This window comes from Gemmatimonadetes bacterium SCN 70-22 (genome assembly GCA_001724275.1).
GTDB lineage: Bacteria > Gemmatimonadota > Gemmatimonadetes > Gemmatimonadales > Gemmatimonadaceae > SCN-70-22.
In genome coordinates this window covers 1-23817 of record MEDZ01000015.1, presented here as the reverse complement: position 1 = coordinate 23817, position 23817 = coordinate 1, and the positions used below count along the sequence as shown (strand labels likewise).

19 protein-coding genes and 2 tRNA genes are annotated in these 23817 nt (G+C 70.7%); 18 read left to right on the top strand and 3 right to left on the bottom strand.

What is annotated here, in order from left to right:
- Positions 1-12: 12 nt before the first annotated feature.
- The 6 genes from ABS52_09140 to ABS52_09115 all read left to right on the top strand — a co-directional run bounded on the left by ABS52_09140 (position 13) and on the right by ABS52_09115 (position 5047).
- Positions 13-1542 (top strand): hypothetical protein, encoded by a 1530-nt coding sequence (locus tag ABS52_09140; GenBank protein ODT03367.1) that lies wholly within the window; start codon positions 13-15, stop codon positions 1540-1542.
- Positions 1543-1552: 10 nt separating this feature from the next.
- The gene (locus ABS52_09135; GenBank protein ID ODT03366.1) at positions 1553-2503 is read left to right on the top strand and encodes a thiamine-phosphate kinase; all 951 of its coding nucleotides are present in this window, start codon (positions 1553-1555) and stop codon (positions 2501-2503) included.
- Positions 2503-3264, top strand: a complete 762-nt coding sequence (locus tag ABS52_09130) for a hypothetical protein (GenBank protein ODT03365.1) — start codon at positions 2503-2505, stop codon at positions 3262-3264. Before ABS52_09135 ends, ABS52_09130 begins: the two co-directional genes overlap by 1 nt.
- A 65-nt stretch (positions 3265-3329) precedes the next feature.
- Positions 3330-4616 (top strand): phosphopyruvate hydratase, encoded by a 1287-nt coding sequence (locus tag ABS52_09125; GenBank protein ID ODT03364.1) that lies wholly within the window; start codon positions 3330-3332, stop codon positions 4614-4616.
- Positions 4617-4628: 12 nt separating this feature from the next.
- Positions 4629-4916, top strand: coding sequence for a hypothetical protein (locus ABS52_09120; GenBank protein ID ODT03363.1), 288 nt, complete (start codon positions 4629-4631; stop codon positions 4914-4916).
- Between the two features lie 57 nt (positions 4917-4973).
- Positions 4974-5047: transfer RNA gene (locus ABS52_09115), tRNA-Met, on the top strand.
- 72 nt (positions 5048-5119) lie between these two features.
- Here the strand turns inward: ABS52_09115 and ABS52_09110 are convergent.
- Positions 5120-5578, bottom strand: a complete 459-nt coding sequence (locus ABS52_09110) for a hypothetical protein (protein ODT03362.1) — start codon at positions 5576-5578, stop codon at positions 5120-5122.
- The gene (locus ABS52_09105; GenBank protein ID ODT03361.1) at positions 5578-6030 is read right to left on the bottom strand and encodes a hypothetical protein; all 453 of its coding nucleotides are present in this window, start codon (positions 6028-6030) and stop codon (positions 5578-5580) included. Before ABS52_09105 ends, ABS52_09110 begins: the two co-directional genes overlap by 1 nt.
- A gap of 223 nt (positions 6031-6253) precedes the next feature.
- Here ABS52_09105 and ABS52_09100 point away from each other — a divergent pair.
- Both ABS52_09100 and ABS52_09095 read left to right on the top strand, forming a co-directional pair.
- A tRNA-Met gene (locus ABS52_09100) sits at positions 6254-6327 on the top strand.
- Positions 6328-6499: 172 nt separating this feature from the next.
- Positions 6500-7063, top strand: coding sequence for an isopentenyl-diphosphate delta-isomerase (locus ABS52_09095; GenBank protein ODT03360.1), 564 nt, complete (start codon positions 6500-6502; stop codon positions 7061-7063).
- A gap of 9 nt (positions 7064-7072) precedes the next feature.
- Here the strand turns inward: ABS52_09095 and ABS52_09090 are convergent, their stop codons facing one another.
- On the bottom strand, positions 7073-8608 hold the full coding sequence (locus ABS52_09090; GenBank protein ID ODT03359.1) for a hypothetical protein: 1536 nt from the start codon (positions 8606-8608) through the stop codon (positions 7073-7075).
- Positions 8609-8754: 146 nt separating this feature from the next.
- On the opposite strand from ABS52_09090, the gene ABS52_09085 reads away from it, so the two are divergent.
- The 10 genes from ABS52_09085 to ABS52_09040 all read left to right on the top strand — a co-directional run.
- A complete protein-coding gene (locus tag ABS52_09085; GenBank protein ODT03358.1) occupies positions 8755-9261 on the top strand; it encodes a hypothetical protein in 507 nt (168 codons plus the stop codon).
- Positions 9262-9357: 96 nt separating this feature from the next.
- A complete protein-coding gene (locus ABS52_09080; GenBank protein ID ODT03357.1) occupies positions 9358-9834 on the top strand; it encodes a CDP-paratose 2-epimerase in 477 nt (158 codons plus the stop codon).
- 258 nt (positions 9835-10092) lie between these two features.
- Entirely contained in the window at positions 10093-12384 is a 2292-nt protein-coding gene (locus tag ABS52_09075; protein ID ODT03356.1) for a hypothetical protein, read from the top strand.
- A 326-nt stretch (positions 12385-12710) separates the two neighbouring features.
- Positions 12711-13502 (top strand): hypothetical protein, encoded by a 792-nt coding sequence (locus ABS52_09070; protein ODT03355.1) that lies wholly within the window; start codon positions 12711-12713, stop codon positions 13500-13502.
- A complete protein-coding gene (locus ABS52_09065) occupies positions 13499-16132 on the top strand; it encodes a hypothetical protein (GenBank protein ID ODT03354.1) in 2634 nt (877 codons plus the stop codon). The genes ABS52_09070 and ABS52_09065 overlap by 4 nt, the downstream gene beginning before the upstream one ends.
- Positions 16129-16887, top strand: a complete 759-nt coding sequence (locus ABS52_09060; protein ODT03353.1) for a hypothetical protein — start codon at positions 16129-16131, stop codon at positions 16885-16887. Before ABS52_09065 ends, ABS52_09060 begins: the two co-directional genes overlap by 4 nt.
- Positions 16888-16899: 12 nt before the next feature.
- Positions 16900-17937 carry an AAA family ATPase gene (locus ABS52_09055; protein ODT03352.1) on the top strand — a complete coding sequence of 346 codons (1038 nt, stop codon included), beginning with the start codon at positions 16900-16902 and terminating at the stop codon, positions 17935-17937.
- 3 nt (positions 17938-17940) lie between these two features.
- Positions 17941-18876 carry a hypothetical protein gene (locus ABS52_09050; GenBank protein ID ODT03351.1) on the top strand — a complete coding sequence of 312 codons (936 nt, stop codon included), beginning with the start codon at positions 17941-17943 and terminating at the stop codon, positions 18874-18876.
- The gene (locus tag ABS52_09045) at positions 18876-20957 is read left to right on the top strand and encodes a hypothetical protein (protein ID ODT03350.1); all 2082 of its coding nucleotides are present in this window, start codon (positions 18876-18878) and stop codon (positions 20955-20957) included. The genes ABS52_09050 and ABS52_09045 overlap by 1 nt, the downstream gene beginning before the upstream one ends.
- A 10-nt stretch (positions 20958-20967) precedes the next feature.
- Positions 20968-23817 (top strand): hypothetical protein (locus ABS52_09040; protein ODT03349.1); only part of this gene is annotated, 2850 nt, incomplete at its 3' end.

The window sequence follows — 23817 nt, the reverse complement described above, 5'->3', positions numbered from 1 at the left end:
GCGGCCAGCCCGATGACGGTCCACGTCGTGACAGCCGAGCAGGCCGCGGCACGCGACGCGGCGGCAATTGCCGCCGGAGTCCCTTCGATGCAGTTGATGCGCCGCGCCGGCCTCGGCGCGGCGCATGCCATTCGCGCCCTGTGCCCGCCTGAGGCGGGGCAGCGTGCGGTGGTGTGTTGCGGCCCCGGCAACAACGGGGGGGACGGCTGGATCGTCGCGGCCGCGCTGGCTCGCGCCGGGATGTCGGTGCACGTGCGGGCCGCGGGCGAACCGCGCAGCGGCGACGCCGCGACCGCGCGGGACGAGGCGCTGGGCGTCGTGTCGTTAGGCACCCCCGACGCCCCCCCCGACCTGGTGGTGGATGCCTTGCTGGGGACGGGGGCCCGCGGCGCCCTGCGCGGGGCGATCGCCGAGCTCGCGGCCTACGCCAATGCGGAGCGGCGTCGCGGCGCGCGCCTGGTGGCGCTCGACCTTCCCACCGGGCTCGACGCCACCACGGGCGAGATGGCGGAGGGGGGCGTCGTCGCCGACACCACCATCACCTTCGGCACCGTCAAGCGCGGGCACCTCCTGTCGCGCTCGCCCTGCGGCGAACTCCTCGTCGTCGACATCGGATTGGGGAGGCATGCCGCCCTCGCCGATGGGGCGCCAACGCTCGTCGACCCGGCGTGGTTCGCCCACCACGTACCCCCGATGCCGGCCGAGTCCCACAAGGGAACGCGACGGAGGATCCTGATCGTCGGTGGCGACCGCGGCATGGCGGGAGCCGTCGGGTTGGCCGCACACGGCGCCCTGCGCTCGGGAGTGGGGATGGTCAAGCTGTGCGTCCACGAGGCGAGCCTGACACCGTTGCAGGGGGGCGTCCCGGAGGCGACGGCGGTGACCTGGCCCGACGGCGATCCCGATCGCACGCTGGTCGCGTGGCCTCACGCCGTCCTGATCGGCCCCGGGCTGGGCGGTGACGCCGCGGCGCGCGAACGGGTGACCCGCTGGCTGTCGGAGTGGACGGGGCCCGTGGTCCTGGATGCCGACGCGCTGAACGCGTTCGCTGGCGATGAGGCGGCGCTTGGCGACCTCCTCGACGGACGACCGGCCATCGTGACGCCGCACCCGCTCGAATTCGCGCGGCTGATCGGCGTCGACGTCGACACGGTCCTCGAAGAGCGGTTCGACATCGGGGCGCGACTCGCGCGTGCGCTGCACGCGGTGGTCCTGCTGAAGGGGGTCCCGACCGTCATCACGGCCCCCGATGGCACCTCGATGGTGAGCGCGAGGGGGACCCCCGTGCTCGCGACGGCGGGGAGCGGCGACATCGTGGGAGGGATCGCGGCGACGCTGCTGGCGCAGACGGGTGATCCGTTCGCCGCCGCCGCCTGCGCGGCCTTTGCGCACGGCCGGGCAGGGGAGATCGCCAACGCGGGGCGGCCGGCTCGCGGGATCGTGCTCGACGACGTCGTGCGTGCCCTGGGGATGGCGTGGGGCGACTCCGATCCCGTCGACGTCGGCGTCATGGCGCGCCTCCCGGCCATCGGCCAAGGCTGACGGCGCCGTCGTGCATTCGACGCACATCGGGCTGGGCCCCGGACGTGAGTTCGACCTCGTGCGCGCCATGCTGGCGCGTTGGGGCGAGCTGGCCCGCGGAGTCGGTGACGACGCGGCGATCCTCGACGTCCCCGCAGGCGAACGGGTGGTGGTGAGCACCGACGCATCGGTGGAGGGGGTGCACTTTCGGCGGGAATGGCTCTCCCTTCGCGAGTTCGGGTACCGCGCCAGCGCGGCCGCCCTGAGCGACCTGGCGGCCATGGCCGCGGCACCGCGCGGGATGGTCGTCGCCCTCACGATTCCCGAGGCGTCGATGGCGGAGGTCGAGGCGCTCGCCGACGGCATCGGCGATGCCGCCCGCCAGACGGGGACGCCGATCGTGGGCGGTGACATCACGCGTGGCCGACAGCTCGCCGTCGCCATCACGGTGATCGGCTCGACGGCGGTCCCGGCGCGACGCGATGCCGTGGCGGCGGGTGACATCATTTATGTGACCGGCGTGCTTGGCGGGCCATCGGCGGCCCTGCGGGCGCTGGAGCGCGGAGAGGTGCCCGAGCAAGCGCTGCGCGAGCGCTTCGCGCGGCCGCGCCCGCGCCTGGCGGAGGCGGCGTGGCTGGCGCAGCACGGCGTCCGCGCCCTCATCGACATCTCCGACGGCCTGGCCTCGGAGCTGCAGCACCTGGCGGTCGCGAGCGGGCTCGAACTGCGGATCGACGCCGACCGGATACCGGTCATGCGCGGATGCACCTTCTCGGATGCGACGCACGGCGGCGAGGAATACGAACTCGTCGTCGCGGCGCCCCACCCGCTCGATGTCGACGCGTTCGCGCGGACGTTCGCGCTCCCGCTCAGTGAAATCGGGCGCGCGCGTCGTGCCGAGGTGCCGGTCGTGGTGGCGTCGCGCGCGGGGAGCGGCGAGCGCGTTGACCTCGGTGTGGGGCACGACCACTTTTCGTCGTGATGCGCGCGCTCCTCGTCGGCCTGACGTTTCTCGTGGCCACGCCTACCCTCGGGGGGCTGGTCTTCCTTGCCGCGCTGCTGCGCGTTCCCGACCGTGACGGCTCGATCTTCGACTGGGCGCCGCGCGTGTGGGCCCGCATGCTCCTGTGGGCCGGCGGGGTGCGGTTGCACCTGCATCACCCCGAGCGCATCAGGCACGGAAGCTCGCGCATCTACGTCTCGAACCACGTGTCGTGGTACGACGTCTTCGCGCTGGCGTCCGTGCTGCCGCGGAGCAAGTGGATCGCCAAGGCCGAGCTGGCGCGCATCCCGATCTTCGGCCCCGCCGCGCGGGCGGCCGGGGTGATCTTCATCGAGCGCAACAACCGGAAGGCGGCCTTCGCCCAGTACGAGAAGGCGGCGGAGAGCATCCGGCAGGGCGCGTCGGTCATTGTCTGCCCCGAGGGAACCCGCGGCGAGCGCTACGAGCTGCGCCCGTTCAAGAAGGGGCCGTTCGTCCTCGCCGTTGCGGCTGGCGTCCCCATCGTGCCCACGCTCGTGCACGGAACCATCGCCGTGCATCCGAAGGGGGCATGGCGGGTGCGCCGCGGCGACGTGCACATCCACTTCCTGGAGGAGATCTTCACTGCGGGTCACTCCTACGAGGAGCGCAATGAACTGGCCCAACTCACCTGGGATCGCATGGCCGACGCGCTTCGCGAGCACTACGGTATCGACAGCACGACGCCCAGCCGGCGCTTGAGCGCGACCATCGCCGACTGAAGGACTTTTCGTCTTCTCGTCTTCTCGTCTTCTCGTCTTCTCGTCTTCTCGTCTTCTCATTCACCATGAGCACCATCCTCGACATCCACGCCCGCGAAATCCTCGACAGCCGGGGAAATCCCACCATCGAAGTCGACGTCACGCTGCAGAGCGGGGCCGCGGGACGCGCCGCCGTCCCGAGCGGCGCCTCCACGGGCGAGCACGAGGCGCTGGAACTGCGTGACGGCGATGCCAAGCGTTACCTCGGCAAGGGGGTCCAGCACGCGGTCCAGAACGTCATCGACAAGATCGGCCCTGCGCTGCGCGGGATGGATCCGACCGAACAGGTGGAGATCGACCGCACGATGCTCGACCTGGACGGCACGCCCAACAAGGAAAAGCTGGGCGCCAACGCGATCCTGGGCGTCTCGATGGCCGTGTCCCGTGCCGCCGCGGTGGAGAGCGGGCTCCCGCTGTATCGCTACCTTGGCGGTCCGCTGGCGCGCACCATGCCGGTGCCCTTGATGAACATCCTGAACGGTGGTGCGCACGCCACCAACACGGTCGACTTCCAGGAGTACATGATCGTCCCGGTTGGCGCCGAGACCTTTGCCGACGCGCTGCGGATGGGGGCGGAGGTCTTCCACGCGCTCAAGCAGGTGCTCGTGAAACGGAAGCTCTCGACCGGCGTCGGCGACGAGGGGGGCTTCGCTCCCGACCTCAAGAGCGATGAGGATGCGCTGAAGGTCGTGATCGAGGCGATCGAATCGGCCGGCTACGCACCGGGCAAGGAGGTGGCCCTCGCCCTCGATTGCGCCGCGTCGGAGCTGTTCGACAAGAAGGCGAAGCACTACACGTTCAAGAAGAGCGGGGCGGGGACACGCGACGCGAAGGGGATGGTCGACCTGTACGCGCAGTGGCTCGACGAGTACCCCATCGTCTCCATCGAGGACGGGCTCGCCGAGGACGACTGGGAGGGCTGGTCCGTCCTCACCGCGCAACTCGGCGACCGCGTGCAGCTGGTGGGGGACGACCTCTTCGTGACCAACACCGAGCGGCTCGCCAAGGGGATCGAGAGCGGCGTGGGCAACTCGATCCTGATCAAGGTGAACCAGATCGGGACGCTGACCGAAACGCTCGAGGCCATCGAGATGGCGCGCGCGGCGGGGTACCTGTCGATCATCTCGCACCGCAGCGGCGAGACGGAGGACACCTTCATCGCCGACCTCGCGGTCGGTACCGGCGCCGGCCAGATCAAGACGGGGAGCGCATCTCGCACGGACCGTGTTGCCAAGTACAACCAGCTCCTGCGCATCGAGGAGCAGTTGGGCGGCGTGGCCGAGTATCCCGGCGGCGCGATCTACGGACTCTGATTCGTTCGCATCATGAAGCGATTCCTCGTCGCGCTCGGGTGCCTGCTCGCCGTGTATTTCGCGGTGCAGGGCGGGGAGTATTCCACGACCGACCTGATCATGCAGCGGGGAAAGGAGCGGGCACTGCGCGCGACGATCGACTCGCTGAAGCACGACGTGGATTCGCTTGCGCGATTCAAGCGCCGGATCGCCACCGACCCGGCGCTGCAGGAGCGGATTGCCCGCGAGGAGAACGGATTCGTGCGGAGCGACAAGGAGCTGGTGTACCGGTTCGTGGAGCCGGGAAAGGGAGGGCAGTAGCGACCACGGCCGTTCCCTTGACTTCACTCCCGCGGCGTCTAGATTTCACCATCCTGACGCGGGGTGGAGCAGCCTGGTAGCTCGTCGGGCTCATAACCCGAAGGTCGCGGGTTCAAATCCCGCCCCCGCTACTTCGCACGACGAACAGAACGCGGTCGGTGCCCTTGGCGCCGACCGCGTTTTCGTTTGCCCCACCCGGCGCGTCAGTAGTTGCCGCCAAAGCCCGCCAGCAGGAAGGTCGTCTGGGCACCGGAAGTCATGTAGGGGATGCCGAGCCTGGCGGCGGAGCGGATGGCGGTCACGAGCTTCGGGTCGCTCGCGTCCACCGTGACGCCAATCACGGAAGATCCTCCGGGCCCCGCGCCCGGCCACACGTCCCAGTCGAGCACCCAGTGTTGCCGCTGGAACGTGAAGTCGGTCGGGAGGAGCGACTTGAGCTCGGCCGGGACGACGCCGGTCCCTGCATCCGCCGGCCAGCCCTGCTTCTCTGTGTTGTAGCTGTAGGCGGCGAGCCGTACTGCCTGCACATCGCCGACGACGGCGCGGGCCTCCGCCTTCGCCCGCAGCTCGGTATAGCGCGGGAAGCCGAGCCGGACCAGGAGTCCCAGGAGGATGAGGACCACCATCAGCTCGGGGATGGAAAACCCTCGACGCGCGCGCATCAGTGTCCCCGCTTGGCGATGAGCTCCTCGCTGCGCCCGAGGATGCTGGAGGCGGGAGTGCGGGAGTCGTACATCAGGGTGACGGAGTCGACGTGCGTGGATAGGGTGAAGACGGAGTCGGTGCGGGGGCGATAGTCGATCGCCGCGTGCTGCGCGACCCCGGCCTCGGAGAGCGTGCGGGGGAGACGTCCCTGGGTCGCCCGGAAATGCGCCACGCTGTTGGCGGCGAGGTAGAGTTTCGCACGGGCGCTCGCCTCCTCGAGCTGCAGCTCCCGCTGGAGTTCGTCCACCGATGGTCCGCCAGTCGCGAACGATGGATACGGGGCGAACCAGACGGCGAGGCAGGCCACCGAGAGTATGGCGACGAGGGTGTGCCGCATCCCCGTGGACGGAGCGAAGGGCGTCGATGCTTCGACCTCGCGCCGCTTCTCCTCCATGAACTCGTTGACCATGGCCTGGACCGCCGCATCGGGGCGTCGCGGCGTGGGTGTTGGGTTCGGAGGCATTCGTTGGGAGAGGGTTCGGGGCGACCGGCTCGAGGGAGAACGCGCGTACCGGATGGTTCCCCTCCTAGGACGCACGGCTGGCGTTTGCGTCATCGTCTTCGTGGCGAACGCTCCCCCCTATGACGCGAGCCGGGAGGTGGTTAGGTTTCCCCTCCCTCGGGACGTACACGGCTGGGTAGCTCAGGTGGTTAGAGCACGGCACTCATAATGCCGGGGTCGCCGGTTCGAATCCGGCCCCAGCTATCGAGCAGGGCGCCTTGGCGATTGGCCAGGGTGCCCTGCTGCGTTTGATCGAGCGCGGGTCACGGACCCGGTTCGCGAGAGGGGACGGCTCGTATCGTCAGTGGGCGTCGCTCGAGGCGTCGCTCGAGGCGCCGCCCGGCGTCCCCTCGTCCGTCAACTACCCCAGCGGCCGATGCCACCCACCGAGACTACCGCCGTTCCTCCCGTCATCCTCGTCGACGAGGACGATCGCGAGCTCGGGACGGCGGGGAAGCTGGAGGCGCATCACACGGGAGCCTTGCACCGCGCCGTCTCCGTCTTCGCCTTCGACGCGTCGGGCGCCCTGATCCTGCAGCGCCGCGCCGCCGGGAAGTACCACTCGGGCGGGCTGTGGTCCAATACCGCCTGCACGCATCCGCGGCGGGGCGAGAGTCCCGCCGATGCCGCGCGTCGGTGCGTGCGCGAGGAGATGGGGGTGGAGTGCGCCACGCTGGAGGCGGCCTTCGCGTTCGTCTACCGCGCGCAGGTTGCCCCGGCGCTCATCGAGCACGAGTACGATCACGTCTTCGTGGCGCGGGTCGTCGACACGCCGCGGCCCAACGCGGACGAGGTCGAGGCGTGGCGCGCGTCGTCGTTGGCCGAGGCGCTGGCCGAGGTGCGCGCTGACCCGGCTCGCTACTCGGCGTGGTTTCCCCTCGCGCTCGAGCGGTTGGCGCCCCTGGACGTGTGCCGTCGGGCGGAGCGTCCCCTCGCCTGAGGGGCGACGTCAGGTCACGAGCGCCGGGCGTGAGAGGGGTGGTGCTTCGCCATCCGCGTGCACGGTCCGGTCCCGCGCCCACGATCGCAGGGCGGCCAGCGGCTCGGACATGGTGCGAGAGAGGGGACGGGTGGCGCGCAGTTCGTGTTCGACGCGCTCATGTGCCAGCGCGCTCCCCGCGCTGAAGGCGTCGTAGAGCGCGGAGACGATGGCCTGCTCGATCTCGGCGCCGCTGAAGCCATCGGAGGCGGCAGCGAGCTGGTCGAGCGCGAAGGCGGAAGGATCGCACCCGCGCCTGCGCAGGTGGATCTCGAAGATCTCCCGACGCGCGGCGGCGCGCGGGAGGTCGACGAAGAAGACCTCGTCGAAGCGCCCCTTGCGAATGAACTCCGGCGGGAGCGACGAGACATCGTTGGCGGTGGCGACGACGAACACGTCGCCGCGCCGGTCCTGCAGCCAGGAGAGGAACGAGCCGAAGACACGTCGCGACACGCCGCCGTCGTGCTCACCGGACGACGCGGCGAAGGCCTTCTCGAGCTCGTCGATCCAGAGGACGATGGGCGCCATGCGCTCAGCGGTCCGGAGCGCGCGTTTGAAGTTCTTCTCGCTGTCGCCGACGTACTTGTCGTACAACAGGCCGGGGTCGAGCCGAAGGAGGGGGAGCCCCCACTCATGCGCGACCGACTTGGCGCACAGGCTCTTGCCACACCCCGGAACGCCGAGGAGGAGGATCCCCTTGGGGAAGGGGAGGCCGAAGGCGCTGGCGCGATCGGGCTCGAGGACGGCGCCCCGGCGACGTGCCAACCAACTCTTCAGTCCCGCCAGCCCCGCCACCTGGGACATGCCCGTCTCGGTGGGCCAGTATTCGAGCAGCCCGTCCTGCTCCACCGCCTGGCGCTTCGCCGCCGTCACTCGTGGGATGTCGAGCGCGGACAGCGCGCCGTCGGTCATGATCAGGCGGGTGAGAACCTTCTCCGCCTCGGTCAGCGAGAGCCCGGCGAGATTGTGCAGGAGGCGAGCGCGATCGGTCGGAGTGAGGTCGACTCGCACCGGCATTCGAGCCGCATGGTCGCGGACCACGCGCTCCAGGAGGGCGCGATATTCCTCCGGCTCCGGCGACGGGAGGGAGACCACGATGGCGTGGGGGCGGAGCGACTCCGGGAGCCGGACGTCGCCACCGCTGATGACGATCGCCCCGCGTCGCGTGGCGAAGCGATCGACCACGTCATGGAGTTGGGCGACCACTTCCGGGTCGCCGAGGTGTGCGTCGAGCGCTGGGAAGTGGTAGATGCCGGCCCCCTCCCGCTCCACGTGCCGGAGGGCCTGCGTCGGGAGGGCGGTCTCATCGGCGAAGGGGTCGCCCGGAGCGCTCCCGCGCCGCACGCCCTTGGAGCGCCGCCACTCGAAGTAGTGCAGCGAGAGGCGGGAGGCGACGTGCCGCAGGACCTCGGTCGCGCGCTCGTACTCCCACGTGTCGACCACGATGAGTGCATAACGGGAGCGGACGAGGAGCTCGAGCTCTTCGATGAATTCGGGGAGGGGCATGGAGGGGTGGAGAGTGGCGCGTTACCAGTTCCCTCCAATGACTGTCCGTTTGGAGGCGCGTCACCGGTGGGTCGTGATGGTGGGAGGGTTCCCTTCGGGAGCACCTCCCCTATTAACTTCCCGTCCTCATTTCCCCCCATCCGCGTATGCCGAAGTCGAAACGTCCAGCAGCGATCACCGGCGACAACCCCGTCATCGAGACGCCCCGTACGCAGGCCGACCGGATGTTCCGCGCAGCGCAGGAGTGCGCGCGCCAGCGCCAGCGCTATGCGCGACTCGTCGATCATGGGGCGCACGAGGATGAGCAGCAGGGGGCGCTCCGCGTCGCCTGCATCTGCGACGAGGTCCTCGTCTCGAGCGCCCGGTCGTACGAGGCCGTGGCGGCCAACGCGTCCTCGCACCGCGACGAGGAGTGGTGGCACAAGGCCAACGCGCTGTGGCACGCGGTGCGCGAGTACAACCGGCGCCATCAGGGGTGCGACCAGGGGAGCCGTCGCTTCACCGACCATTCGCCCACCCGGCTCGGCGAGCTGGCGATGGAATACGACCTGGAAGCGTCGGCGTTGCTCGCCCTGCAGCATGCCGTGTCGGCCTATCGCAAGGTGGTCCCCGACGCGGAGCTCGACCTGGGCGGGGCGGCGCGCGTCGCCTGAGGGACGGAACGGATGTGCACGGAGGAACGACCGGGGCGACCCGGTCGTTTGCCTTTTGTCCCCTGGACGTTTCCGTGAAGCACTCCCGCCGCATCCATGCCGACGCATCGACTGACCGCTTCACTGCACCTTCCCATCGCGATCGAGCAGGTCTTCCAGTTCTTCGCCCGGGCGGAGAACCTGGGGCGGATCACCCCGCCTGAACTTGGCTTCGCCATCCGGACGCCCCTCCCCATCGCCATGCACGAGGGGACGCTCATCGACTACACGATCCGGCTTCACGGCGTCCCGATGCGGTGGCGTACCCTCATCTCGACGTGGGACCCTCCGCACGCATTCGTGGACGAGCAGATCGAGGGGCCATACGCGCTATGGCACCACACCCACCGATTCCGCCCCGACGGGCAAGGGGGGACGTTCATCGATGATGAGGTCCGGTACCGGCTTCCGTTGGCCCCACTGGGCGACATCGCGCTCCCGCTGGTGAAGCGGCAGCTGCGCCGGATCTTCGCCTATCGGACGGAGGCGGTGCGCCGGATCGTGCTGGACGAGGCGCGCGGGGCGGTCGCCTAACGACCCGCGGACGGGGCGTAGCGCCTCGTCGGCCACCCCCTCCCGTCGTGGGATTGGCGAAGCGGCTCGTCCCCTTGAGCGGGCGGAGCGCCCTGAGCCTGCGCACGTTGGAGCGCGGGGACGCGTGGGCGATGACGGGCGTGGCGTGGGAGGGGCGGTGCTGGCGCCGCCCGGTGCCCCAGCGGAACGTTCCACCGGTTCGTACGTACATCGTGCACTCGGGGATCGACCAAACGCCGATGGCGAGGGGGGGCGCGCTTGGATCGACTGGTCGAACTGCTGTTCAAGTTTCGTCCCTTCGCCTTCGCGCAGGGACGCCTGGGGTTCGACGCGCCGATCCCGGCGTGGGTGATCGCGCTGTTCGCCGCGGGGGCGATCGGGGCCGCCACCGCGGCGTACCTTCGCCATCCCGGTGAGCTGTCCCGTGCCACGCGATGGACGCTGGTGACGCTCCGGGCCACGGCGATCGCCCTGTTCGCGGTGGCCGTGGCGCGCCCGGTCCTCGTGCTCAGCAGTTCGATCCCGCAGCGCAACGTGGTGGCGGTCGTGGTGGACGACTCGCGCAGCATGGCGGTACGCGACCTGGACGGCGGGGCGCGCCGCGACATCGTGATGCACCTGGCGGGAGGGAGCGATTCGGCGCTCCTCCGGGCGTTGGCCGGTCGCTACCAGTTGCGGGTCTTTCGGCTGGGAGGGGGCGGGCGCCTCGCGGATGCGTCGGGCATTCGATTCGACGGGACGCGCACCAGGCTGGCATCGTCACTCCTTCGCGTGGAGGACGACCTGACGGGGGTGCCGACCGCTGGCGTGGTCCTGCTGAGCGATGGGGCCGACAACTCCGCGACGACACCGGGGGAGACCGGACTCACCGAGCAGCTGCTTTCCCTGCGGGCACGCCGCGTTCCGGTGTATGCGGTGGGGATCGGGCGCGAGCGCTTCGAGCGCGACGTGGAAGTGGCCCGGGTGGAGGCGCCGCGCACGTTGCTGCGCGACGCCTCGCTGTACGTGCAGGTGGTGCTGGTGCAGCGCGGCTACGGCGGCGCGCGGATCCCGGTGGTGGTGGAGGACTCGGGGCGGATCGTGGGAACGGCGACGGCGGTGCTGCCGCGCGACGGGGAGGCGGTGTCGGTCCGTATTCGCGTCCCCGCCAGCGAGGTGGGCGCGCGGCTGCTCGAGGTCAAGGTTCCGGTGCAGCCGGGCGAACTGATTGCCGAGAACAATGCGCGCGCGACGCTGGTGGCGGTACGCGACCGACGCGAGAAGATCCTCTACGTGGAGGGAGAGCCGCGCTTCGAGCTCAAGTTCCTTCGCCGGGCGGTGGAGGAGGACGGCAACATCCAGTTGGTCACGCTCCTCCGTTCCTCTCGCGACAAGTTCCTCCGCCTTGGTGTGGACGATTCGCTCGAGCTGGCGGCCGGCTTCCCCCGCACGCGCGAGGAATTGTTCGCCTATCGCGCGGTCGTGCTGGGGAGCGTCGAGGCGGCGTTCTTCACGGGCGACCAGCTTCGGATGCTCGCGGACTTCGTCGGCGAGCGCGGGGGCGGGTTGCTCCTGTTGGGGGGACGCGATGCCCTGGGCGAGGGAGGGTACGGTGGGACGGCGGTGAGCGACGCGCTCCCACTGGAACTGCAGGGGGTGCCGGGCGATGCCGCGGTCGTCACGGCGCTGCGCGCGCGGCCGACCGGGGCGGGGAGCGGACACCCCGCATTGCAGCTCGCGGCGACCGACAGCGCGACGCGCGCCCGGTGGGAGGCGCTGCCGCCGCTGACGTCGGTCAACCGGCTGGGACGGCCCAAGCCGGGGGCGACGGTGCTGCTGGACGGGATGACCGCTGACGGCGGCACGACGCGTCCGCTGCTGGCGTTCCAGCGCTATGGCCGCGGCAAGGCGATCGTGTTTGCGGCACAGGATTCGTGGCTCTGGCAGATGGATGCCGCGATCGCGGTCGACGACCAGACGCACGAGACGTTCTGGCGCCAGATGTTGCGCTGGCTGGTGAGCGACGTGCCCGACCGGGTGGAGCCGCTGGTGGCGGAAGAGAGCGGCCCGGGCGAGGGGATCGCCGTCCGCGCCGAGGTGAGCGACTCGGCATTCCTGCGGGCGAATGGGGCCACGGTGGCAGGGACCATCACCACCGCATCCGGTGTCACACAGGACGTGGCGCTGGAGTGGGCGGTCGAGCGCGATGGGGAGTACCGGACGACCTACGTCCCGGAGGGGAACGGGGTGCACGAGGTGCGACTGCGAGCGGTAGTCGGGCGCGATACGGTGCTGGCGGAGCCGGCGTTCGTGCGCGTGGCGCCGCCGGCGGCGGAGTATTTCGGCGCCGAGATGCGACCGGCGCTGTTGCGGCAGCTTGCCGAGGAGACGGGGGGACGCTACTACCCGGCCGAGCGCGCGCTGGACGTGGCGAGGGACCTGCAGTACAGCGCAAGCGGAGTGACGGTGGTGGAGAGGAAGGACCTGTGGGACATGCCGGCGCTGCTGGTGCTGCTGTTGTCGGCGTTAGGCGCGGAGTGGGCGCTGCGGCGGCGGCGGGGGGTGGCGTGATGGGTATGGTGAAGGGAGTCGGCGTGACAACGGGCTGCGGCGTGAAGCCGACCGGCATGGGAGCGAGGGCGATGAGGCCTGCGCGGAAATGGTACGGCGCCTGGGGGGGCGTGCTGGTAGCGTTGTTATCGGGGGGGGCCCCCCACGCCACTGCGGCGGCACAGGCACCGCCCCCCGCAGCAGTTGCCGAGTCCCCGCGCACCGCCTTCCTCGTCGTCGTCGGGGTCGGCGGAGAGAAACGCCTCGCCGAGGCGTTCCACGGGTGGGCTGCCACCATCGCCCGCGCCGCCACCGCTCGCTTCGGCGTCCCGGATTCTCTCGTCACCGTGCTCGGGGAAGACTCGACGCGTGCCGGCGTGCGCGGGCGCTCGACGCGCGACAACGTGTTGCACCACCTCGCACGACTGGTGGCATCCTCGCGCCCAGGCGACCGGCTGGTGATCATCCTCTTCGGGCATGGCTCCACGCAGGACGCCACCGCGCGCTTCAACGTCCCCGGCCCTGACCTCTCCGCCGAGGACTTCCGGACGGCGCTCGCGCCGCTGCGCGACGTCGCGGTCGTCTTCGTGAACACCACCAGCGCCAGCGGCGACTTCGTCAGGGTGCTCTCGGCGCCCAATCGCACCATTATCGCCGCGACCCGCTCGGGTCGCGAGCAGAACGCGACGCTCTTTCCCGCGCACTTCGTGGCGGCGCTCACGCAGGATGGGGCCGACAGCGACAAGGATGGACGCGTGAACCTGCTCGAGGCCTTCACCTACGCCCGCCACGAAGTGGAGCGGGTATTCGAGCAGGGGAATCGCCTCGCCACCGAGCACGCCGTGCTGGACGACGACGGCGACGGCGTGGGGCACGGCGATGCGAGCGAGCGAGGGCCGGATGGGCCTCGCGCGCGCACGACCTTCCTGGAACCGCGGGGAGGGGCGACGGCGGTGGGCGATCCGCGCGTCGCACGGTTGGTGGCCGAGCGGCGGGAGATCGAGGGGCGGATCGAGCAGCTACGGGCCCGGCGCACGGCGATGCGCGAGGATGAGTACCAGAAGGCGCTCGAGCCGCTGATGATCGAGCTCGCCGAGAGGACGCGCGCCCTTCGCGCGCTGGAGGGGCGGCGACCATGACGCGAGCGACGTGCGGTTGGCGCGCCTGGCGAGTCGCGACGGCATTGCTGGCGGCGGTGGTCCCCATGGTCGCGTGCGCGCAGGACGCCGATCCGGTGCACCTGTCGGCCCGCGCGGCGGAGGCGAGGCAGCGCGGGGCGTACGACCAGTCGATTAGCCTCGCGCGGCAGGCACTGGCGCGTGACAGTGCACACGCCCCCGCGGCCCGGCTGCTGGTGCGGGCACTGATGGACGTGGGGCGATACGCCGACGCGGCCGCCGCAGGCGAGGCCTTCCGGCGCGCCTCCGGCGGCGCCGTCGACGCCGACGTCGTCACCGGCGACGCCCTCCGCGCCCGCGGACTCGCGTCGGAAGCGCGGGAGGCCTATCAGCGCGCGCTGGGCGGGAAGGACTCACTCACGGCCCGATTGCAACTGGCGACGCTGGCCCTCGAGGCCGGCCAGCGCGACGAGGCCATGCGCGCATTCGACACCTTCATCGGCGCCTACAACGCGAACCGCACGCGCCTCACCGCCGACGAGCTGCGCGCGGTCGCCGTCGCCTGCCGGTACCTCGGGCGCGACGATCCGCAGCTGTTCAAGGACGCGCTCACGGCGTACGACGAGGCCATCGCCCGCGATTCCGCCAACCTCGACACGCGCACCGAGCTGGGCTTCCTCTTTCTCGAGAAGTACAACGGCACCGATGCCCGCGCGATGTTCGAGGGAGTGCTAGCCATCAACCCGCGGCATCCCCGCGCGCTGCTGGGGATGTCGCGCGTGGTCTCGTTCGACGGGCGGGGCGACGCGTCGACCCTCGTGAGGAAATCGCTCGAGGTCAACCCGAGCGATCCCGAGGCGCGGGCGATCTCGGCGCTCCTCCTGATCGACGTCGAACGCTACGACGAGGCCGCGGCCGAGGCGATCCGGGGGCTGGCGGCCGACACCGGGGCGCCGTCGCCGCTCATCGCCCTGGCGGCGGCGCGCTTCCTCGCGGGCGACTCGGCCAACTTCACACGCGCCATCGCGCGGGCGCACGCCCGGCTCCCGGGGGCAGCGGATGCGGAGGTGACGCTGGCCGACGTCCTGGCGAGGAATCGGCTGTACCGACAGGCGGTCGCCTTCGCCCAGCAGGGGGCGGCCCGTGACCCGAAGGCGGCGCGGGCCCTGGCCCTGCTGGGGGTGAACCAGTTGCGCATCGGGCGCATGGCGGAAGGACGCGCGAACCTCGATCGGGCCTTCGCCCTCGATCCCTATGACGTCTGGGCGAAGAACACGCTCGACCTGCTCGACACCTTCGACGGCTATGTCGAGGTGCAGACGCCGCGCTTCACCTTCGTGATCGAGAAGAAGGACGCGCCGCTCTTGTCGCTGTACGTGGCGCCGCTGGCCGAGGAGGCGTTCGATTCGCTCGCGTCGCGCTACGGCTATCGCCCGGCGGAGCCGGTGCGCATCGAGTTCTTCCGCAGTCACGCCGACTTCTCGGTCCGCACGGTGGGGCTGGCGGGGCTCGGGGCGCTGGGGGTCTGCTTCGGGCCCGTGATCGCGATGGACTCGCCGGCGGCCCGGCGCGTGGGCGAGTTCAACTGGGGGGCGACGCTCTGGCACGAGCTCGGGCATACCTTCACGTTAGGCGCGAGCGATCATCGCGTCCCGCGCTGGTTCTCGGAAGGCCTGTCGGTGCACGAGGAGCGACGCGCGCGCCCGTCGTGGGGGAGCGACGTGACCCCGGAGTTCCTGGCGGCCTACCAGGGCGGGATGCTCGCGCCGCCGTCGCACATGAACGACGGCTTCATGCGCCCGCGCTTCCCGCAGGAAGTCGTCCTGTCGTACTATCAGGCGTCGCTCGTCGCCGAGTGGATCGAGGAGGAGAAGGGGATCGCGGGCATCAGGGCGATGCTGGCGGCCTACCGGCGCGGGGCGAGCACCCCGCAGGCGATGCGCGAGGTGATGGGACTCGACCTGGCGGCGCTCGATGCGCGCTTCGATGCCTATGTGCGCGGAAGGTTCGCGCGAGAGCTGGGGGCGGTGGCGCTGGAGCGTGGCGGCGAGCGCGACGGGGAGATCCGATGGGGCGGCGCGTTTGCCGACGCGATGCGCGCAGCGACGTCGTACGCGGAGCGGCAGGAGTGGGACGGCGCCGTCCGCGAGCTCGAGCGGGCCAAGGGGCTCTTTCCGTGGTACGCTGGCGAGGACAGTCCGTATCGCACCCTCGCGCGCATCCACCTGGTACGCGGCGACAGTGCGGCGGCGCTGCGTGAGCTGCGGGCGATGAGCGAGCGAAGCGAGGTGGCGTACGAGGCCAATCTCGAGCTGGCGGCCGTGGCGGCAGTGCGCGGCGATACCGCCACGTCGCTCGCCGCACTCGAGCGCGCGTTGTACATCTCCCCGTTCGACGCGTCCGTGCACGAACGCCTGGCCGAGGGGGCGGGGCGGGCGAGCCGGCATGGGCTGGCCATCCGGGAACGGCAGGCGGTATTGGCGCTCGACCCAAGCGATCGCGTGGAAGCGATGTACCAGCTCGCGCGCGCGTACGCCGACGCCGGCGACGTGGCCGCCGCGCGGCGGGAGGTGCTGCGGACGCTGGACCTGGCCCCGAACTTCGAGAAGGCGCAGGCATTGCTGCTGGCGCTGCGGGAGCGACGCCCATGAGGATCCGACGCCGCTGGTGGATGGTCGCGATCATGCTCGTCCCTGCGCTCACCCTCGCCGCCCAGGGCTTCCGAGGCGGACGGCGGGGGAGCCCCGGGCGCGCGCCGAATCCGAACGTCGCCTACGACGGGCGATTCACCTTCGTGCGCGTGAAGTTCGAGCCGCTGGGCGGAGGGTGGGACCTCAAGTGGGACCACGACTACCCCCGTGCCGAGAATCACTTCATGAAGATCCTCGAGGAGCTCACGACGGTGAAGCCGTATCTCGAGGGGAGCAACATCCTCGGCTTCGACGATCCGGAGCTCTTCAAGTACCCGATCGCCTACGTGTCGGAACCGGGGTTCTGGTCGATGAACGAGCAGGAACTCGCCGGGGTGCGTGCGTACGTGCAGAAGGGCGGGTTCCTCATCTTCGACGACTTCGCCGGGCAGCACTGGTTCAACTTCGAGCGGCGGTGGCACCAGGCGTTCCCCGGCCTCACGCTCGTGCGCCTGGACCGGTCTCATCCCATCTTCGACTCGTTCTTCCGCATCGAGTCGCTGGACATGGACCACCCCAACTACGGGGTGAAGGCCGAGTTCTGGGGCGCATTCGAGGACAACGACCCGGCCAAGCGGCTGGTGATGATCGCCAACTACAACAATGACATCGGCGACTACATGGAATGGTCCGACGAGGGCTTCCTCCCCATCTCGCTCACCAACGAGGCGTACAAGCTGGCGGTGAACTACATCGTGTACGCCATGACGCACTGACCCAGGAGATCCGTGACCACCACCGCCCCCGACGGCGTCGCCCTCGACGCGCCCGACGACCTCGCCCTGGCCGACAAGTTGCGCGCGGGGCAGCAGCAGGTGATGACCGAACTGCGCAAGCTGATCATTGGGCAGGAGCACGTCGTCGAGCAGGCGCTGACCGCGTTGTTCGCGGGCGGCAACTGCCTCATCGTCGGCGTCCCCGGCCTGGCGAAGACGCTCCTCGTGCACACGCTGGCCCAGGTGCTGGACCTGCGCTTCTCGCGCATCCAGTTCACCCCGGACCTCATGCCGTCGGACATCACGGGGACCGACATCATCCAGGAGGACCCTGACACCGGGCGGCGGCGGATGGCGTTCGTCCCGGGACCGATCTTCGCCAATATCGTCCTGGCCGATGAAATCAACCGCACGCCGCCCAAGACGCAGTCGGCGCTGCTGGAGGCGATGCAGGAACACCGGGTGACGGTGCAGGGGCGCACCTACTCGCTCGAGGAGCCGTTCTTCGTCTTCGCGACCCAGAACCCGATCGAGCTCGAGGGGACCTATCCGCTCCCGGAGGCACAGCTCGACCGCTTCATGTTCCAGGTGATCATCGACTACCTGGGCGAGGACGACGAGCTCAAGGTGGTGCAGACGACCACGGCGATCCAGCGGCACTCCTTCACCCATGCCATCACGGGCCCCGACATCGTGGCGTTCCAGCGCCTGGTCCGGCGCGTCCCGGTGGCCGACTCGGTCGCGCGCTACGCGGTGCACCTGGTGCGCGCGAGCCGCCCCACCTCACCCACCGCGCCCGACTTCATCACGCAGTGGGTCACGTATGGGGCATCGACGCGTGCGGCGCAGTACCTGGTGCTCGGTGGCAAGACGCGCGCCTTGATGCAGGGGCGCTACCACGTGTCGTTCGCCGACATCCAGGCCCTGGCGGCGCCGGTGCTCCGGCATCGCATCCTCACCAACTTCCACGCGCAATCGGAGCGGATCACGACCGACCAGGTGATCGCGCGCCTCGTCGAGGCCGTCCCGCTCCCCAAGGCCCGCCTCTAGCGCATGCCGTCGCCCGCTTCGCCATCGTCGTCCGGCCGCGACGCGCTTCCCGGGGTCCGCTTCATCGACCCCGAGGCGCTCGCGCGCGTGGGGAACCTCGAGCTCGTGGCCCGCTGGGTGGTGGAGGGCTTCATCTCGGGGTTGCATCGCTCGCCGCACCTCGGCTTCTCGACCGACTTCGCCGAGCACCGCCAGTACATGCCGGGTGACGACATCCGCCACATCGACTGGCGGGTGTACGCGCGCACCGAGCGCTACTTCCTGAAGGAGTACGAGGCCGACACGAACACCAACTTCATGGTGCTGCTCGACGTCTCGGGGTCGATGGGATTCGGCTCGACCGCGCTGACGAAACTGGAGTACGCCAAGTATCTCGCGGCCTCGCTGGCCTACTTCTCCCATCGCCAGCGTGACCGGGTCGGCATCGCGACGTTCGATGACGACATCGTGGATGTCGTACCGCCATCGGCCAAGCACCTGCCGCAGGTGCTGCACGCCATCGACCGCGCCGTCCCGCGAGGGACGGGCGCGCTGGCGCGCCCGCTCGCCAAGGTCGCCGAGAGCCAGCGCCGGCGCGGCTTCATGCTGGTCATCTCCGACCTGTACGAGGAGCCGGACAAGGTCATCGCGGCCCTCGGCCCGCTGCGAGACGCTGGGCATGACGTCGTCGTGATGCACTTCCTCGATCCGCGGGAACGCCACTTCGACTTCGAGGAAGCGGCGACCTTCGAGGATGCGGAGAGCGGCGTGCGGCTCCCCGTCGTGCCAGCGCGCCTGCGCCCGGCGTACCAGCGCCTGGTCACCGACCACATCGCCACGCTGGAGCGGCGCCTCGGCGAGCACCGGATCGACTACACCTTCGTCGACACGTCGCAGCCACTCGATGCGCTCCTGTTCGAGTACCTGCTGCGGCGCGAGCGGCTGCGGACGGTGAAGTGATGCGGTTCTCCTTCCTGGCCCCGCTGTTCGCAGGCGCACTGGCGGCGATTGTCGTGCCGCTGCTGGTGCACCTGGTGCACAGGGAACGGAAGGAGGCGGTGTCCTTCCCCTCGCTGATGTTCGTGCAGCGCACGCCCTACCAGCATGCCAGCCGCCAGCGGATCCGGGACTGGCTCCTGTTCGCCGCGCGATGCCTGATCATCGCGCTCCTGGCGGCGGCGTTCATGCGTCCGGTGCTGGCGCGCACGGCGGCGGCATCGCCGGGAGGGCGGGGCGGAACCGAGGTGGTCGTGCTGCTCGATCGCTCCATGAGCATGCGACACGGTGAGCGGTGGACGTCCGCCCAGCGGGCCGTGCGTGACCGCTTCGGCTCGTTGGGGAAGGGCGATCGACTGACGCTGGTCCCCTTCGACGTGCGGGCGACGGCGGTGAACGAGGCGACGGCCGATGGCGCCGCGCTGCGCTCCGCGCTGGATTCCATCATGCCGAGCGATGCCGGGACGCGCCTTGCCCCGGCGGTGGCGCTCGCCAGGCGGATCCTCGCGGGGACGGCGCTCCCGCTGAAGGAGGTCATGGTGGTGAGCGATTTCCAGCGCAGCGCGTGGGACCTGGACGACGATGTGACGCTCCCGCCGGGGACGAAGATCGTCCCGGTCGACGTCGGCGCCGGGGAGGTGGCCGATCGCTCCGTCCGGTCGGTTGACTTGCGTCGCGATGCGAGCGCGCCGCGCGACCGCGTGGTCGTGAGCGCCCGCGTGGTGAACGCCGGGCCGGCGGTGAAGGGTGTCGCGGCACGCCTGGAGGTGAACGGGCGCACGGTGGACGAACGGCGCATCGACCTGCCGAGCGATGGTGGGGGGACGGTGACGTTCGCCCCGGTGACGGTGGCAGGCGAGGGCGCCCCCGCTCGCGTCGTGCTCGACGCCGATGCCTTCCCCGGTGACGACGCGTTCCTGTTCCGGCTTCGCCGGCCGCCGAGCATTGGCGTCCTGCTGGTCGAGCACTCGGATGCACCCGCGGAACGAGGGATCTTCGTGCGCCGGGCCCTGGCGATCGGCGACCAGCCCACCTTCGAGGTGCGAGTGGCGAGATCGCGGAGCGTCACGGCGGCGGACCTGGTGGGGCGACAACTGGTGCTGCTGAACGACGCGGGGGTCCCCGCGGGCATCGGTGGCGCGCCGCTGCTCGAGTTCGTGCGAGGCGGCGGCGGGATACTCAGCGCGTTAGGCGAGCGGGCCTCGTCGCGCGCCTTCGCGGGGGAGGGCGGGGCCCTCCTGCCGGGCGCCGTTGGGGACCCGGTCGATCGGCTGGGCGGTCGTGGCGGCGTCCTCGGGTACCTCGATCGCACGCACCCAGCGCTTTCGATCTTTGGAGCCGCCCGCAGCGGCGACCTCTCGTCTGCCCGTTTCTTCCGGTATCGCCCGCTGCAGGTGGAAAGCGGGGCCCTGGCCCGGTTCGACGACGGGGCCGTGGCCCTCGCCGAGCACCGGGTGGGGCGCGGCCGGGTGATCACGTGGGGGAGCAGCCTGGACGGAGTGTGGAACGACCTTCCGCGACAGGCCGTCTACCTCCCCTTCCTGCACCAGCTGGTGCGATATGCCGCGGACTACCGTCCGGAGCGCGGGTCGTACGCGGTCGGTGAGTCGGTCGACCTCACCGACGCGGCAGGGGACCGCAACGCGTCGAATGGAGGGGAGCGCTTCACGGTCCGCACGCCGGATGGGGAGCGGATCGCCGTCGGGGGCGCGGGGGCGCCGCCGGCGCTGGAGCTGCGCCAGGCGGGGTGGTACGAGATGCGGCGCGCCGGCGTACCTAACGAGCGGCCGCGCCTGGTCGCGGCCAACCCCGCCCCGGCCGAGCTCGAGTTCGCGACCTTCGATCCCGTGCGGCTCGTCAACGCCCTCGCACCGGACGACGACGTGGTCGTGAGCCAGGGGACGGCCGACCCGGCCCAGCGCCTGGTGGAGCAGGAGCGCCGACAGTCGATCTGGTGGTACCTTCTGGTCGTGGCGACACTGGTCCTGCTTGCCGAGGGTTGGCTGGCCGGGCGGGTCTCGCAGCGGCGATTACAGCCGAAGTAGGAGCGGAGCCATGGCAACCTTCGCCGAACCGACCGTCAGCGGCTCGTCGCGTCCACTGGCCGACGCACTCAACGGGTTGCGGCGCCGTTGGCGCTGGCGGCACGCGGCGGTGGGACTCGCCGTGACGCTCGGGGTGGCGCTGATCGCGTTCTGGATCGCTGCCGCCGCCCTCCAGGCGACCCGCTTTCCCGCGCAGGGGATCACGGCCGCGAGATGGGGACTCGGCATCCTCGTGGCGGCCGTCGCGGGACGATGGATGGTGTATCCCCTCGTGCGGCGAGTGCCCGATGCACGGCTCGCGCTGTACCTGGAGGAGCGCGTCCCGGAGCTGGGCGGTGCGGTGCTGAGTGCGGTCGAGGTGGCGCAGGTCCAGTTACCAGACGACGGGCGCTCGGCCCTCCTCACGCACGGATTGTTCCGCGACGCGGCTCGCCGTCTCGCGCGCACGCCGGCCGTCGGTCGCCTGGAGGACGGTGTTACCCGTGGTGCGCTGGCGCTCTCGGCGCTGATCGCGGCGTCGTTCGCGGCGCTCGTCTTGCTCGGTCCGTCGTGGGTGGGCCAGTCGGCGCGCCTCCTCCTGGTCCCGTGGCGCGACGCCGGTGCGGCTCCGGTGTACGCCATCGAGGTCACCCCCGGCGACGCGACCGTGGCGCGGGGGAGCGACGTCGAGATCGGGGCGCGGCTCCTCGGCTTCGCCAGCGACGTCGTCGAGCTCTCCTTGAGGCGGGGAGCGAATGGGGAGTGGGAGCACGTCCCCATGGGCCCGGCGCGCGACTCCACGCGATTCACCGCGCGACTGTTCGATGTCGAGGAGGGCGCCGAGTACTTCGTGGAGTCCAACGGCGTGCGGTCGCCGCCGTTCAAGCTGGCGGTGAAGGAGCTGCCCGCCGTTCGTCGCGTCGACCTCGAGCTGCAGTTCCCGCCCTACACCGGACTTGCCGTCGAGCGTCTCGATGATGTGGGGGACATCGCGGCGGTGAAGGGGACCCGGGTGACGATTCGCGTGCGCGCGACGCGCGCGGTGGCAGGCGGGCGCCTCGTCCTCGACGGCGATTCGGCGGCGGCGCTGCTGCCGGTCGATGACTCGACGCTCTCGGCGACCATTGTCGTGCGACGCGACGGATTCTACCGGGTCGAGCTCCAGAGTGCCGACGGGACGCGCGTGGCGGGGAACGTGGACTACGTCATCGACGCGATGGATGACCTTCCACCGCAGGTGATGGTGCGGAAGCCCGGACGCGACGTGCGCCCGACGAGCGTCGAGGAGGTCTTCGTCGAGGCCGAGGCCACGGATGACTACGGTGTGGGGCGCGTCGAGCTGCACTACCAGGTCAATGGCGGCGAGACGAAGACGGTCGTGCTCTCCGACGGGCGCGGGCGACGGCCGCGCGAGCTCTCGGCCGGGCACACGCTCTTCTTGGAGGAACTCGGGCTGCAGCCGGGCGATATCGTTTCCTACTTCGTGACGGCGTGGGACAACGACGCCGTCACGGGGGCAAAGCGGGCGACCACCGACATCTACTTCCTGACCATCCGTCCGTTCGACCGCGAGTACCGGCAGAACCAGCAGGGGGGCGGCGGGGGCAGTGGCCAGGGCGGGGACAATCCGGGGACGCTGGTCGCGCGGCAGCGGGAGATCATCTCGGCCACCTTCAAGACCGAGCGCGACCGGCCGGCCACCGAGACCGCCGCGTTCCGGAACGACGTGACGACGATCCACCTCGCGCAGGGGCAGTTGCGCGAGCAGGTGCAACAGACGCTCGCGCGCATTCAGCGGCCGGCCGTGCAGGCTGCCGACACTACCTTCCGGGTGATGGCGGGGCTGATGCCGAAGGTCGTGGCGGAGATGGGGACGGCGGAGGAACTGCTCGCCACACGCAAGCTGAAGGAGGCGCTGGCGCCCGAGCAGCGTGCGTTGCAGCTGCTGGAGCGCGTGGACGCGCTGTTCCGGGAAGTGCAGGTCGGCATGCAGTCCGGTGGCGGAGGGGGCGGCGGCGGCGCGAACGCCGACGCCGAAGACCTGGCCGACCTCTTCGAGCTGGAAACCGACAAGCTGCGCAACCAGTACGAGCAGGTGCAGAGCGGGGCGCAGCAGCAAGCCGGTCGCGAGGTGGACGAGACACTGGAACGCCTGAAGCGGCTGGCGGCCCGGCAGCAGCAGGAGAACGAGCGCGCGCGCCAGCGCGCGCAGACCGGGGCGGCGGGAGGGAGCGGGGGCGGCGGGCGGCGCCAGATGGCCGAGGAGGCCGAGCAGCTGGCCCGACGGCTCGAGCGCCTGGCGCGGGAACAACAGTCGCCCGAGCTGCAGGAGACGGCCCGCGCGCTGCAGGACGCGGCCAATGCGATGCGACGCTCGGCGGCCGGCAACGGGCAGCAGGGGCGTGGCAGCGGGACGGCAGCGCAGGATCGCCTGGAGTCGGCGCGACGGCTGCTGGAGGAGTCGCGTGGCCGACAGACCACCCGCGGAGTCGAGGGGGCGGCCGAGCGCGCGCGCGAGCTCGCCCGCCAGCAGCGGGAGGTGCAGCAAGAGGTCGCGCGCCTGGGCGACGGGGAGAACCGCGCGGAACGTGAGCGACGGCTCGACGACCGGAAGGAGCAGATGGCGCAGGGCGTGGAAGCGCTGGAGCAGCAACTGGACCAGCTCGCGCGCGACGCGTTGCGCGATCGCGCGGAGACGGCGCGCAAGCTGAAGGATGCCGCGAACGCGATTCGCGAGGGACGGATCGACGACAAGATCCGCTTCTCGCGCGACGTGATGCGCGGCGCTTCACGCGAGTACGCGAACAACCTCGAGGGGCAGATCGCGGATGACCTCGACCGCCTGCGTGAGCGGGTCGCCGGCGCGTCGGCGGCCGCCGTG